This window comes from Microcella frigidaquae (assembly GCF_014200395.1).
GTDB classification, from domain to species: domain Bacteria; phylum Actinomycetota; class Actinomycetes; order Actinomycetales; family Microbacteriaceae; genus Microcella; species Microcella frigidaquae.
The window spans coordinates 2311669-2324972 of record NZ_JACHBS010000001.1 but is presented as its reverse complement, the minus strand read 5'-3'; the positions used below and the strand labels follow the sequence as shown (position 1 = coordinate 2324972).

The following is a 13304-nucleotide window of genomic DNA, read 5'->3' as shown; positions in this document are numbered from 1 at the left end:
CGAACGTGACACCCGCTCCGGGGGTAACGGCGTCGCACCGCCTGCGCTAGCCTGACCGGCGAGGCTCGCTCATCGAGCCGCTGGGGGTAGGGATCATGACGGGCATCATCTCGCGACGGATTCGCACGGGGGCAGTGGCGATCGTCTGCACGGCGCTACTCGTGTCGGCGGGCATCAGTCCGGCGGTCGCGACCGAGCGCGCCATGGGTTCGACCGCCGTCCTCCCGGAGTCGACGACGGTCACCCCCTCCGCGGACGACTGCGGCGACACCCTGTGCCTCGAGTGGGAGCGCCGCGGCGGCACGCTCGGCAAGCCCATCGCGACCTCCTCGCCCACTGTCGGCACGCTCGACGACGGGGGCCCCGCCGTCATCGTCGGCGACCGTGCCGGCAACATCTGGGCTCTGCACCTCTCCGACGGCTCGTGGGTTCCCGGCTGGCCGGTCAAGACCGGCGGCGTCGTCGTCGACTCGACGCCATCGGTCTCCGGCAGCGGAGACACGGCACGCGTCTACGTCGGCGTGGGCGGCAGCGCGAGCCCGAGCAAGGGCGGCATCTGGAAGATCCGCAACACCGGCGCCGTGATGTGGAAGGTCACGCCACGATCGCACCCCACGCAGGCGGGCACGAGCGGCGTGAAGGCGTCCGTCTCGCTCGGCAACCTGCGGGGCCCCTCGACCCTCGACGCTTACGCGCCGACGATGGGACAGCTGCACTACGCGCTCGCCACCGAGTCGGGCAAGAACATCCCCGGATTCTGGTGGGTCGCCGCCGATTCCACGTTCTCCACGGCCGCACTGGCCGACCTGTACGGCACCGGTCGCGACTACGTGATCGTGGGCGCCGATTCGACCGCGGGAACCTCGTACTTCCGCTCCTACGGCAACGGCGGCGCCCTGCGCATCCTGAAGCCGACCGGACGGGCTGGCGAGAAGTACCCCAACCGCGGGCTCGTGTGCGAGCGGCGCACCAACCAGGTGGTGCAGTCCTCCCCCGCCGTCGGGCCCGTGCTCGCGGAGGGCCGCACGGGGATCGCCTTCGGCACCGGCACCTTCTACCCGAACCAGACGGCGACGAAGTTCATCTTCATGATCAACGACCGGTGCGGCGACGTCTGGCGCAAGCAGCTCGACGGCTCGACCGCTTCGAGCCCGGCCTTCGCCGACATCAAGGGCGATGGAACGCTCGACGTCGTCATCGCCGCGCGGGTGTCCTCCTCGAGCACGAGCGTCTGGGCGCTGGAAGGCCCGAACGGCGCGACGATCTGGCGCACCTCCGTCACCGGGGGTGTCATCGGCTCGGTCGTCACGGCCGACCTCGGCAACGGCTACCAGAGCGTCCTGGTGCCGACGACGAGCGGCCTGCGCATCCTCGACGGCAGAACGGGGCAGATCGTGCACAGCATCAACGGCATCGGCCTGCAGAACTCGCCGCTCGTGACCGCCCGCCCGGACGGCACAGTGGGCGTGACCCTGGCCGGCTATGTCGGCGAGCTCGTCTCCGGTCGCGTGCAGCTGCGCAGCGTCATCCGCCACTACTCGATCCCGGGCAGCGACGGAGCGACCGTCGACGATCGCGGCTCGTGGCCGATGTTCCACCGCGACCCGCAGCTCACGGGCACCGCACCGCTCACCACCTTCTAGGCGAGGCGCAGGAGAGGGTCGGCGCGGCGGGCCCGGACTCCGGCGGGCTACTCGCCCATCCGGTTGCGGGTGCGCATGGCGCGGTCGGCCTCGCGCTTGTCCTGCCGCTCGCGCAGCGCGTGCCGCTTGTCGTACTCCTTCTTGCCCTTCGCCACCGCGAGCTCGACTTTGGCCCGGCCGTCGCTGAAGTAGATGCGCAGGGGAACGAGCGTGTAACCGCCCTCTTTCACCTTCTGGCTGATCTTGATGATCTGGGCCTTGTGCAGCAGCATCTTGCGCTTGCGGCGGGGCGGGTGGTTGGTCCAGGTGCCCTGCGTGTACTCGGGGATATGCACGGCGTCGAGCCAGGCCTCGCCACCGTCGATGTAGCCGTAGCCGTCGACGAGGCTCGCGCGCCCCAGGCGCAGCGACTTCACCTCGGTGCCGCTCAGAACGAGTCCGGCCTCGTAGGTGTCTTCGATCGTGTAGTCGTGCCGCGCCTTGCGGTTGGTCGCGACGACCTTCTCGCCCTTTTCCTTCGGCACGGTTCACCTCCTGCGCGATCGGCCTGCGGATGCTGCGCCCATGTCGAGCACAGCCTTCCAGCATACCGGCCAGGGTCGCCAGTTCTAGACGCGCAGGTAGCGGGTGATGGCGACGTTCGCCGAGAGTGCCGCGAGCACGGCCCCCGCGGCCAGCAGGATGGGCACCACGAGCAGGGCATCCTGCAGCCCGACGAACGAGGTCAGCGGCAGCGTCTGCGCGAGGTAGCCCTGCACGAAAAACTGCACGATGCCGACGACGGCGAGCCCGGCGAGCACCGAGCCGATGAGCGCGGCGACGACGCCCTCGATGATGAACGGGGTCTGGATGAACCGGTTCGAGGCGCCGACCAGGCGCATGATGCCGATCTCGCGCCTGCGGGAGAACGCGCTCAGTCGGATGGTCGTCGCGATGAGCAGGGCGGCGGCGACGAGCATGAGGGCCGCGATGCCGATGGCGGTGAAGCTCGCGGCGTTGAGGATCGCGAAGATCTGCTCGAGGTAGCTGCGCTGGTCGACGATGCTCTCGACACCGACGAGTCCGCCGAGGGCGTCGACGAGGATATCGCTCTGCGTCGGGTCGACGAGGTTCACCCAGAATGCCTGTGGCAGCAGCTCGGGCGTGATGAGGTCGGCGACCGCCTGGCCGGCGAACTGGTCCTGGAAGCGCTCGAAGGCCTCCTCCTGGGTCTCGAAGTAGAAAGTGTCGATGAACGGCGCGAGCGTCTCGCTCTCGAGCTGCGCCTGCACGAGCGCCACCTGGTCGGGCGTCGCCGCCTGCTGGTCGCACCCGCCGACGGTCGAGAACTCGGTGCACAGGTACACGGCGACCTGGGCGCGGTCGAACCAGTACGACTTCATCTGCGTGATCTGCATCTGCAGCAGCACCGCCGCACCGACGAAGGTCAGCGAGATGAAGGTGACGAGCACGACCGAGATGACCATGCTGAGGTTGCGGCGCAGACCCTGGCCGACCTCAGTGAGAACGAGTCCGAGCCTCACGATGCGCCTTCCGCCCCGAATCCCTGCGCGATGATCGGGGTCGCCTGCGTCTTGTAGCCGCCGCCGCGCTCATCGCGCACGACCCGACCGCCGATGACCTCGATGACGCGCCGCTGCAGGCGGTCGACGATGCCCGCGTCGTGAGTCGCCATGATCACCGTCGTGCCGTTGGCGTTGATGCGCTCGAGCAGAGCCATGATGCCAGCGCTCGTCTCGGGGTCGAGGTTGCCGGTGGGCTCGTCGGCGAGCAGGATCGCGGGCTTGTTGACCACGGCGCGCGCGATGGCGACGCGCTGCTGCTCACCGCCGGAGAGCTCGTGCGGGTAGCGCTGCGCCTTGCCGTCGAGGCCGACCGTCTGCAGGGCGTCGGGCACGGCCTCGTGGATGAAGCCGGCGCTCTTGCCGATGACCTGCAGCGAGAATGCGACGTTGTCGAAGACGGTCTTGTTTGGCAGCAGCCGGAAGTCCTGGAACACGACCCCGAGGTTGCGCCGAAAGTACGGCACCTTGCGGCTGGAGATGTGCCCGAGGTCCTGCCCCAGCGCGTGGATGGTTCCGCTGGTCGGCTTCTCCTCCTTGAGCACCAGGCGCAGGAAGGTCGACTTGCCGGAACCGGAGGCTCCGACGAGGAAGACGAACTCGCCGCTCAGGATCTCGAGGCTGACACCGTTGAGCGCGGGCCGCGCCGTGCCGCGGTAGACCTTGGTGACCTCGTCGAATCGAATCACCGGGCCAGCATAGGCGCGGCCGCGGGCGCGGGCGGGCTGCGACACCCAGCGCGGCCAGGTTCTCAGGTGCCGACCGGGGCGCCGGCGACGGATGCTGGCCCCCGCCGCGGCTAGGGCTGCGTCACCCCGACCACCGTGCCCTCGAGGTCGCGGAAGGCCGCGTAGCGCCCCCAGCCCTCGACGGCCTCGACCTCCGCGGCGATCTGCCCACCAGCCTCGACGGCCCGCGCCAGAACACTCTCGAGGTCGTCGACGGTCAGGTAGAGGCGGATCCCCTCGCTGCTCGGCACATAGTCCTCGCCCTCGGTCAGGGCCAGCCCGGTCGCCTGCTCATCAGCGGTCGGGAAGAAGACCATGCGCTGGCCGTCCACCTCCGACAGTTCGAGGTCGACGGCGAAGACGTGCGCGTAGAAGGCGCGGGCGCGCTCGAGGTCGCGGGCGGGGATCTCGACGATGCTGATGCTCACCATGGCGAGACTCTACGGCGCGGGCGCTCGCTCGTCGATGGTGTCGTGCGGGGGCGGTCTCGCCAGTCGCTGGCTATTCCGTGGGCTTCTGCTTGCGCCACTTGATGCCGGCGGCGATGAAGCCGTCGAGGTCGCCGTCGAACACGGCCGAGGGGTTGTTGACCTCGTGCTCGGTGCGCAGGTCTTTCACCATCTGGTACGGCGCGAGCACGTACGAGCGCATCTGGTCGCCCCAGCTGGCGGTGATCGTGCCCGCGAGCTCCTTCTTCTTCGCCGCCTCCTCTTCGCGCTGCATGATGAGCAGGCGCGACTGCAGCACGCGCATGGCGGCGGCGCGGTTCTGGATCTGGCTCTTCTCGTTCTGCATCGAGACGACGATGCCGGTCGGCAGGTGCGTGATGCGCACCGCCGAGTCGGTGGTATTGACCGACTGGCCTCCGGGGCCCGACGAGCGGAAGACGTCGACCCGGATGTCGCCCTCGGGGATCTCGATCTCGGCGCTCTCCTCCAGCAGCGGGATCACCTCGACGGCGGCGAAGCTCGTCTGCCGCTTGCCCGCGGCACCGAAGGGCGACATGCGCACCAGGCGGTGGGTGCCCGCCTCGACGCTGAGGGTGCCGAACGCGTGGGGAGCATCCACCTCGAAGGTCGCCGACTTGATGCCGGCCTCCTCGGCGTAGGAGATGTCCATGACCGTCGTCGGGTACTTGTGCTGCTCGGCCCAGCGCAGGTACATGCGCAGCAGCATCTCGGCGAAGTCGGCCGCGTCGACACCTCCAGCACCGGCGCGGATCGTGACGACGGCGGGGCGCGCGTCGTACTCGCCATCGAGCAGCGTCTGCACCTCCATCTCGGCGAGAGTGGCCTCGATGCCGTCGAGCTCGCTCGCGGCTTCGGCCGCGGCATCCGCATCGTCGGCTTCGCGCGCCATCTCGATGAGCACGTCGAGGTCGTCGAGACGCTGCTGCAGCTCGCTGATGCGCTTGAGCTCGGCCTGGCGGTGGCTGAGCGCGCTCGTCACTTTCTGCGCGTTCGCCGTGTCGTCCCACAGGTCGGGCGCGGCCGCCTGCTCGTTGAGCGTCGCAATCTCCGCCTCCAGACGCTCGACGTCGATGACGGCGCGGATGTCGGCGAAGGTGCTGCGGGCGGCGGCGATGCGCTCAGAGAAGTCGAGGTCGATCATGGCGGGCTCCAGCCTACCGGCGGGCCGTCGCTCGAGAGGCAGGTGAACCCGCATCGAGCCCCGCACTACAGTTGCGCGCATGGTCACCGTGCCGCCCCTGCTCACGCAATGGGCGCCGATGGTGTCACTGAACCCACTGCTTCCCCCGGTGCGACCTGGATGGTCACGGTTCAACCCCTCGATCGTGCGGCTCGGTGGATCGACGATCATCGGTGTACGCAGCAGCAACTATCGCCTGACGGGTGCCGGTCGGTACGAGATGGATGACTCGGCCATCCGGTCAGAGACCGTTCTGCTCGACTGGGCCGATGGCCAAGCTGTAGCGCCACGACCGCTGACGATCGTCTCCGACCGCCAGCCCTCCTCGTTTCCGGTGCACGGCTGGGAAGACGTGCGCCTGTTCGCTCACGGCGGCGGCGTGCACGGTCTCGCGACTGTTCGTGACGTGGATGACTCGGGCGTCTGTCGCATCGCCTTGCTCGTGCCTGACGGTACTGATCGCCTCCGCGAAGTGCTCGTCGGCAGCCCTGACCCGACGAGGCACGAGAAGAACTGGGCGCCGTGGGCTCGCCGTGGCGAGATTCGCGCCGTCTACTCATGGGATCCTTTGCGCGTGGTGACGATCAACCCAGAGACCGGCACGATCGTGCTCGTCGAGCACGGCTCGTCGGGCCTCGGGCCCGGCACACGTGGTGGCTCGGGCGCCGTGGAACTCGACGGCGGTGGTTCACTGTTCATCGTGCACGAGAGTCATCACTTGCCCTCTGGCCGTGCGTATCTGCATCGGTTCGTGTCGCTGAACGATAGCGGCGCCATTGTCAGCGCCTCCCCACGGTTGAGGCTCCTGGGGTGGGGCGTGGAGTTCGTTGCCGGAGCGGCGCGCGCGGGAGACGATCTGTTGATGACCTTCGGCGTCGGTGATCGCGAGGCCTGGCTTGCGCGGCTGCCCCTGTCGACCGTGCTCGAGCGCCTTCGGCCGGTGCCCTCACCCTCAGCGGTCAGCGCGTGACCGCCAGCGGCGTGCGCCTGGCGATGATCGTGCGCAACGAAGAAGCCATCATCGAGCGTCTGATCACGTCAGTCCTCCCGCATATCGACTCCTGGCGCATCATCGACACCGGCTCGACCGACGGCACTGTCGCACGCATCGAGGCAGCGCTCGCCGGACTGCCGGGCGAGCTTCGCGTGAGCGAATGGGTCGACTTCGGCCACAACCGATCGGAGCTCGTCGCATGGGCAACCGTGGGAGCCGAATGGCTGCTGCTGCTCGACGCCGACATGACGATCGACGCCGACGACGACCTCGGTGAACAGCTCGCCGCGGTCACGGCCGACGCCGCTCTTGTTCCCGTCGGCGGAGGGGTGTCGTACCGCATGCCCTACCTCGTGCGCGGCGGTCGCCCGTGGCACTATGCCGGGCGCACGCACGAGTACCTGACGAGCTCCGAGCCGTACACCACCACCTGGTTCGACGGCCTGCGCATCACCCATATCGCCGACGGCTCGTCGCACCGGGTCAAGCTCGAGCGCGATGTCGAGCTGCTGGGTCTCGACCTGCTCGACAACCCCGACTCAGCTCGCACCGTGTTCTACCTCGCCCAGACCTACCGCGACGCCGGGGAGCACCAGCTCGCCCTCGAGCACTACCAGCGACGCGCCGCCATGGGTGGCTGGGAGGAAGAAGTCTTCTGGTCGCTCTACCAAGCTGCCCTCATCGAGGAGAAGACCGCATCACCGACGGCAGGCGACGCCTTCATCCGGGCGTGGGATGCCCGCCCGGAGCGGGCCGAACCCCTCTACCGCCTCGCCCGCCGCCATCGGCTGCTCCGCCAGCACCACGCCGCGTGGCTCTATGCGAGCGCGGCCGCCGCGCTCGAGCATCCCGCTGACTCGCTCTTCGTCGAGGCCGAGATCTACCGCTGGGGTGCAGCCTTCGAGCGCGCCGATGCGGCGTGGCGGCTCGGACACCTCGACCTCGCGCGCACCGAGGCCGATCGCATACTTGCCCTCGATGGCATTCCGGACGAGTACCGAACGCATCTGGCCAAGATCCGACATGCTGTCGCTCCGGGCGACTCCCTTCCCACGCGCGCCGCCCGCGACTAGGCTTGCCGCACCTGAGCCAGTGAAAGGGCTGACATGCCGACCCGACGCGACGTCCTTCTGGTGCTCGGCACCGCCGCAGCTACCGCCGCCCTCACGACCGGTGTGAACATTCTGCTTCCTGGCCCTGCCGGCCCTGCCGGAGCGCCCGGCGCCGATGGGCGCGACGGCGCTGACGGACAGGACGGCGTTGACGGTCGCGACGGCGCTGACGGTGCGACAGGACCGACGGGCGCCAATGGCCTGGATGGAGCGGACGGTGCTGCCGGCCCGACAGGAGCGGCGGGGAGTCAAGGGGCAACCGGTCCGGCGGGGTCCAGCACCGGCATCGCCGGGCCGACCGGGCCGACCGGGGCCGCTGGCCCCACGGGCCCAGTCGGCCCCACGGGCCCGGTCGGTCCGACCGGCACTCCCGAACCGGGGGTCACTGGTCCGACGGGCGAGATCGGAGCGACCGGTCCCACCGGCCCCACCGGCGAGATCGGTCCGACTGGCCCGACCGGCCCCACCGGCGAGATCGGACCGATCACGTAGGTCGCGGAACCCTGGCCGCCGCCGCGCAGCGGCGGCGAGCTAGATGCTCGCGGTCGGCAGGCCCTGGAACGCGCTCGACGGCAGGTCTTTCTCGCCAGCACGCACGCCGTCGAGGATGCGGCTGACGACGGCGGCGGGCGCGTAGCCGACCGGGAACGCGGGGCGCTCACCGGCCAGCGGGTGCCGTGACAGGTCGGTCTCGGTGTGGCCGGGGCGAGCATCCATGACGCGGATGCCCGAGCGGCGCAGCTCGCGGGCGGCCACCTGGTGCGCCGCGGCCTGGGCGGCCTTGACCGCGCTGTAGGCGCCGATGCCGGCGGTGGGGGTCTCGGCCACCACGCCGCTGATCGAGACGACGAACGGCGAGCCGCCGTCGGCGGCGCTCGCGGCGAGCGCCGGGGTCGCGGCACGCAGCACGCGCAGCGGGGCGAGCACGTTGATCGCCCAGAGTCCCTCGAGGGTGGCGTCGGCGGTCTCCGCGAGCGGGCCGAAGGCAACGGCACCCGAGGCGACGATGACGCCGTCGAGCCGACCGTGCGCGGTGATCGCGGCGGCGACGACCTTCTCGGCCTCGCCCGCATCGGTGAGATCGGCGGGGATCAGCGCGGCACCCGGAATGTCGAGGTCGTCGAGGGCGAGCATCGAGCGGCCGGTGAGGGTGAGCCGGGCGCCCGCGTCGGCGAGCTGCCGGGCGAACTCGCGGCCGAGGCCGCCGGTCGCGCCGAGAACGATGATGGATGCACCCGCGAGGTCGGTCATGCAGGAGACGGTACGCGCGCACTCTGGGAACACGCAGAGCGCACTCAGGCTCGGGGCGCCGCGGCGCTAGCCCCGACCTTCTCGCACCGCCGCACGCGCCGAATAGGCCAGCACCTCGTTCGCGAAGGCCGCGCCGACGGCGTGCGCCTGCTCGCGATAGCGGCGGTAGTTCTCGTGGCTGCGCTCCGCCTGCTCGTCGGGGTCGACACCCGCGCGCTCATAGGCACGGCGACCGCCGGCGATCCACGCGAGCTGCGTCGCGAGGCCGACTTCGAGGTGGAACTGCAGGCCCCAGGCGGCCGGGCCGAGCCGGTAGGCCTCGATGATGCCGTCGGTCTCGCCAAGCAGCACCGCCCCCTCCGGCAGCTCGTGGCTGTCGTCGTGGTAGTGGAAGACCTCGACCGTGCCGTCATCGGCCGTGCGTGCGAGCGGCGCGATCACCGGGTCGGCCGCGGCCTCCGGCGTCAGGGTCACGGTGGTCCAGCCGTACTCCGACTTCGGGGAGGGCTTGAACGCGGCTCCCCCGGCCGCAGCGAGCAGCTGCGAGCCGAAGCAGAGGCCCAATGTCGGCAGCCTCAGCTCGAGCGCGCGCTGCATGAGCCGCTTCTCGTGGGTCATCCAAGGATGCTGGGCCTCTTCGTGCACGCCGGCGTAGGCGCCGAGCGAGACGATGCCGCTGAACTGCTCGAGGGCATCCACCGCAGGGGCGCCCTCGGGGTCGCGCTGCACGTCCCACATGACGATCCGGATTCCCGCCTCGGCGAACGGCTCGGCGAGCTCGTTGAGGTTGTCGTCGACGTCGTGCAGCACGACGAGAACGCGGGGCGGCTGCGTGCGCGCGGTCATGCGGTGGCCTCCTGCATGGCGCGGATGTAGTCGCGGATCGTCGGCACGCCCTCGAGCTTGTCGCGGAAGAACGTGTTGACGAGGTTGATGACGCGGGTCTGCGCGGCCTCGACATCGGCGGTGCGGCGCTCCCCCGCCGACTGGTCCTCCAGCGTGCGGCGCAGGGCGAGCAGGGCGCTGACGATCTCCGCCTCCTCGTCGCCGTCGAGCATCTGGATCACCTGCAGCATGAGGGCGTCGGCCTGGTCGCGCACCGCGTCGATCGGGATGCTCGAACCGGGCTGCGTCGCGTTGTCGAGCGTGGAGATCAGCGACCACACCTGATAGAGGATCGTCGCCGGCTCGTCGAACAGTTCGCGCACGTAGGCGGCGTCGATGTGCCGCCCCGACAGCCGGAAGATGTTGTACATGCGCTTGGCGGCCTTGCCGTAGTTCACCTGCGTGGTGAGGTACTTGCGCACCTCCTCCTCGAGCCGCTCGACGTACTCGTCGAGGGCGTCATCGCTGACGAACTGCGCGACCTTCGCGAAGGTCGGCATGGCGTCGGCATCGAGGTAGACCTCCTGGAAGTAGGCGTCGAGGTAGCCGTCGAGGGCGACGATCTCGCCGTCGGGGGCCTCCCACGTCACGTCGATGACGTTGCTCGCGTTCGACAGCGCCTTGCGCGCCGGATCGGCGACAACCCAGTCGAGCTTGCACCAGCCCGGGTCGAGCGCCGCCTGCTGCCAGCTGAGGGTCTGGGTCGAGCCGTCCGCCAGAGTCAGCTCGATGCGCTCCGCTTCGATCTCCTCCGGCGTCCAGGTGATCGGCGAGCCCTTCTTGCGCGGCCAGCCGCCGTGCTCGCAGTCGACCGGGTAGCTGCCGAGCTTGCCCTCGAGGAACTGGAAGGCGTCGCCCGTGCTCGTGCGCCGCGCGGCTGCGCGCATGCAGTCGGCCATGATGCGGCACGCCTCCTCCCGTGTCGCTGCCTTGATGTTGAGCCGCTGGAAGTAGTCGCAGTCGCCCGGGAACGACTGGATCTTCGACTGCGCGGCCGAGCCGCTGAGCGCGAGGGCGCTCTCGACGACGCCCTCCGGGCCGGTGACCTCGACGACCTGCCCGATGCGCCGGAACCGCTCGAGGTCGCGCGGGGCGAAGTCGAGCATCGACACCCGGTGCCCGAAGGTGCCGCTCTCGTGGGTGACGATGTGGTCGTCGCTCGCCGCATCGGCGGCGATCGCCGCGAGCCACTGCAGCGCGGCCTCCTCGTCGAGCTGCACGCCGAGGCGGGCAGCCGACTCGCGGATGCGGGCGATGTCATCGTCGGGTGTGATCACGGTCGGTGTCCGTTCAGCGAGGGGACTGCGCCTCGTGGCGCACCGCGCGGAACAGGGCGGCCTGGTCGCGCGCGTCGTCCAAGGCATTATGCGTCAGGGTGATGGCCAGCCCATAGCGCTCGGCGACGAAGGGCATGCTCGTCGCGGGCCAGCTCGACCCCGTCACCCCGAGGTAGTAGGCCTTGATGTCGAGCGCCGAGTAACCGAAGGGGTTCTGGCCGAGGTAGCGGTGGAAGTAGTCGGCCACGAACATCCAGTCGAACGCGGCGTTGAAGCCGACCAGCACGGGCCGGTGGCCGTCGGGCGTGACGGCAGCCACCCAGTCGGCGAAGGCGCGCATCGCCGCGGCGGGCGGTGTGCCCGTGGCACGCAGACCCTCGAGCGTGAACCCGCCGACGGCCATCGCGCTGGCCACCTCGCCGTCGCGGTCGGGCTGCAGCTCGACGTAGAAATGCGGAGCGGTGCCGGTCGGCAGCGGCGCGGAGCTATCGGGGTTGGGCTCGTCGACCAGGCACCCCCCGATCGACAGCATGGCGTAGCCGCTGGGGCTCGGGCCGGCCGTCTCGACGTCGACGCTGATGTAGGTGACGGGTGGGTCGGCGCGCGGGCCGGCGGGGGTGCTCACCGCTCCATTCTGGTGGCCGGTGCCGCGATTGCCTCCTCGACGCCGCGGTTCAGTCGAAGACGCTGCGGCTGGTCGCGGTGACGCGCAGCGGGATGCCCTCCGGCACGAGCACGGAGAGCACGGGCGGCGCCCACGCGGCGGCCAGGGTCACCCGCGCGCTCAGGCCGTCGGGTGTCGACGCGGCCACCAGCCGCAGCTGCTCAAGTCGCGAGCCCGGCGCCCGCTCGAGGTAGTCGGCCGCCGCGGCCCGCACCTCGGGGTCGGTGAGCCGGGGCCGCAGCGTGCCCTCGGCGGTGGGGCGCACCGACGCGAGGTCGAACGACTCGGCCGCGGCCAGCGCGGCACCATCCGCGAGGGTGTAGAGACGCGTGCGCTCGAGGTACAGCGAGGTGGCGGCGCTGACGAGCAGCACCACCGCGAGCGCGAGCGCGCCGAACCCGGCGACGAGCGGCAGGATCGAGCCGCGGTCGTCGCGCGGGTCAAGGCGGAGCATCCGGGCCCCCAGGGTGACGGACGAGACGCCGCTCATCGGGCTCCCCAGAAGCGCGAGACCTGCTGGGTCGCGCTCGCCTCGACCGGCACGGCGAGCGGCACGCGCAGGTCGAGCACGGGCGGCACCAGCGGAAGCGGCACGCGCACGGCGACCTCGACGGTCACCCAGCCGCGGCGGGTGTGGCACTGCGCTGGGCGGGGATCGCAGGTGATGCGCAGGGCGGCCTCGCTCGCCGCGAGCCCGTGGTCGGCGAGGGCGAGGTCGAGCGCGCGCTGGGCCGCGGCGGCTCCGGCGGCGGTGCTCGGCGCCTGCACGAACACTCGCGCCGCCTGCCGCGCGGCCCCCTCCGTGGCGAGCGCCGCCGACTGGATCGTGCCGAGCGTGAGGATCAGGTACACCAGCGGCACGAGCATCAGCAGGCCGGCGACGAGGAACTCGAGGGAGGCGGAGCCGCGGTCTCCGCATCCGTCGCCGTCATCGCAGGGGGCTGCGCTATCGCAGAGGCTCAAGGGCCGCACGGCCGGTCACCTCCAGGGCGTCGGGCAGGCCGGCCATGCCGATGAGCGGCAGCGGGGCGCGCACCGTGACGATGACGACGGGATGCCCGCCGTACGCCCCCGTGCCCGCCGAGATGCTCTGCGCGTAGCCCTCCCCGAGCGCCGTCGAGACGAGCTCGCGCGTGCGCTCGATGCCGGCCTCGAGGGTGGAGTCGGCGAGGGCTCCGAAGCGGGCGCCCTCGGCGGCCGCATCGATGAGGGTCGTGCGAATGTGCAGGGCGAACGCGACCTGGAGCACGCTCAGCGTCACAAGAGCTAGCAGGGTGCCGACGAGCACGAACTCGACCGGAGCCGAGCCGCGGTCGTCGGTGAGGCGCTTCCGCCACCGCATGACTAGAAGCCGGTGACGCGGTCGATCGCCTGCTGGAAGACCCCCTGCAGCGCGGGCCCGGCGAGCGCCCAGATGAGGATCACGAGACCGGCGGTCATGAGGGTGATGAGCACCCAGCCGGGGACGTCGCCGCGGTCGTCGTCGGCTCCAGTGAGAAAGTCGAGGATTCTGCGCATACGGGCGATTGTGGTCGCAC

At 70.5% G+C, this 13304-nt stretch carries 16 protein-coding genes; 3 read left to right on the top strand and 13 right to left on the bottom strand.

Going from position 1 to position 13304, the window contains the following annotated elements; all coding sequences use genetic code 11:
- The first annotated feature begins 95 nt into the window (after window positions 1–95).
- Complete coding sequence (locus BJ959_RS11415; RefSeq protein ID WP_153981947.1) at window positions 96–1643, top strand: hypothetical protein; 1548 nt, start codon at window positions 96–98, stop codon at window positions 1641–1643.
- Between the two features lie 47 nt (window positions 1644–1690).
- Here BJ959_RS11415 and smpB read toward each other — a convergent pair whose 3' ends face one another.
- The 5 genes from smpB to prfB form a co-directional block, all read right to left on the bottom strand.
- The gene (gene smpB / locus BJ959_RS11410) at window positions 1691–2167 is read right to left on the bottom strand and encodes an SsrA-binding protein SmpB (protein ID WP_153981946.1); all 477 of its coding nucleotides are present in this window, start codon (window positions 2165–2167) and stop codon (window positions 1691–1693) included.
- Window positions 2168–2251: 84 nt separating this feature from the next.
- Window positions 2252–3166, bottom strand: coding sequence for a permease-like cell division protein FtsX (gene ftsX / locus BJ959_RS11405; RefSeq protein ID WP_153981945.1), 915 nt, complete (start codon window positions 3164–3166; stop codon window positions 2252–2254).
- Window positions 3163–3894, bottom strand: a complete 732-nt coding sequence (gene ftsE / locus BJ959_RS11400; RefSeq protein ID WP_153981944.1) for a cell division ATP-binding protein FtsE — start codon at window positions 3892–3894, stop codon at window positions 3163–3165. Before ftsE ends, ftsX begins: the two co-directional genes overlap by 4 nt.
- Before the next feature lie 110 nt (window positions 3895–4004).
- The gene (locus BJ959_RS11395) at window positions 4005–4364 is read right to left on the bottom strand and encodes a VOC family protein (protein ID WP_153981943.1); all 360 of its coding nucleotides are present in this window, start codon (window positions 4362–4364) and stop codon (window positions 4005–4007) included.
- Between the two features lie 70 nt (window positions 4365–4434).
- The gene (gene prfB, locus BJ959_RS11390; protein ID WP_153981942.1) at window positions 4435–5544 is read right to left on the bottom strand and encodes a peptide chain release factor 2; all 1110 of its coding nucleotides are present in this window, start codon (window positions 5542–5544) and stop codon (window positions 4435–4437) included.
- Window positions 5545–5623: 79 nt separating this feature from the next.
- Here prfB and BJ959_RS11385 point away from each other — a divergent pair, with 79 nt between their 5' ends.
- Both BJ959_RS11385 and BJ959_RS11380 read left to right on the top strand, forming a co-directional pair.
- Entirely contained in the window at window positions 5624–6553 is a 930-nt protein-coding gene (locus tag BJ959_RS11385) for a hypothetical protein (protein ID WP_153981941.1), read from the top strand.
- Window positions 6550–7650 carry a glycosyltransferase gene (locus BJ959_RS11380; protein ID WP_153981940.1) on the top strand — a complete coding sequence of 367 codons (1101 nt, stop codon included), beginning with the start codon at window positions 6550–6552 and terminating at the stop codon, window positions 7648–7650. Before BJ959_RS11385 ends, BJ959_RS11380 begins: the two co-directional genes overlap by 4 nt.
- A 570-nt stretch (window positions 7651–8220) precedes the next feature.
- Here BJ959_RS11380 and BJ959_RS11375 read toward each other — a convergent pair.
- The 8 genes from BJ959_RS11375 to BJ959_RS11340 all read right to left on the bottom strand — a co-directional run bounded on the left by BJ959_RS11375 (window position 8221) and on the right by BJ959_RS11340 (window position 13284).
- Entirely contained in the window at window positions 8221–8940 is a 720-nt protein-coding gene (locus BJ959_RS11375; RefSeq protein ID WP_153981939.1) for an SDR family NAD(P)-dependent oxidoreductase, read from the bottom strand.
- A gap of 66 nt (window positions 8941–9006) precedes the next feature.
- Window positions 9007–9786 (bottom strand): type 1 glutamine amidotransferase, encoded by a 780-nt coding sequence (locus tag BJ959_RS11370; protein WP_153981938.1) that lies wholly within the window; start codon window positions 9784–9786, stop codon window positions 9007–9009.
- Window positions 9783–11102: a hypothetical protein gene (locus BJ959_RS11365; RefSeq protein ID WP_153981937.1), complete on the bottom strand. Its 1320-nt coding sequence runs from the start codon at window positions 11100–11102 to the stop codon at window positions 9783–9785. Before BJ959_RS11365 ends, BJ959_RS11370 begins: the two co-directional genes overlap by 4 nt.
- Window positions 11103–11115: 13 nt before the next feature.
- Complete coding sequence (locus BJ959_RS11360; protein ID WP_207949078.1) at window positions 11116–11727, bottom strand: exonuclease domain-containing protein; 612 nt, start codon at window positions 11725–11727, stop codon at window positions 11116–11118.
- A gap of 49 nt (window positions 11728–11776) precedes the next feature.
- Complete coding sequence (locus tag BJ959_RS11355; protein ID WP_243738827.1) at window positions 11777–12256, bottom strand: pilus assembly protein TadG-related protein; 480 nt, start codon at window positions 12254–12256, stop codon at window positions 11777–11779.
- Window positions 12253–12729: a hypothetical protein gene (locus BJ959_RS11350; protein ID WP_153981936.1), complete on the bottom strand. Its 477-nt coding sequence runs from the start codon at window positions 12727–12729 to the stop codon at window positions 12253–12255. Before BJ959_RS11350 ends, BJ959_RS11355 begins: the two co-directional genes overlap by 4 nt.
- Window positions 12713–13108: a TadE family protein gene (locus BJ959_RS11345; RefSeq protein WP_153981935.1), complete on the bottom strand. Its 396-nt coding sequence runs from the start codon at window positions 13106–13108 to the stop codon at window positions 12713–12715. The genes BJ959_RS11350 and BJ959_RS11345 overlap by 17 nt, the downstream gene beginning before the upstream one ends.
- Before the next feature lie 2 nt (window positions 13109–13110).
- On the bottom strand, window positions 13111–13284 hold the full coding sequence (locus tag BJ959_RS11340) for a hypothetical protein (RefSeq protein WP_165878979.1): 174 nt from the start codon (window positions 13282–13284) through the stop codon (window positions 13111–13113).
- Window positions 13285–13304: the final 20 nt, after the last annotated feature.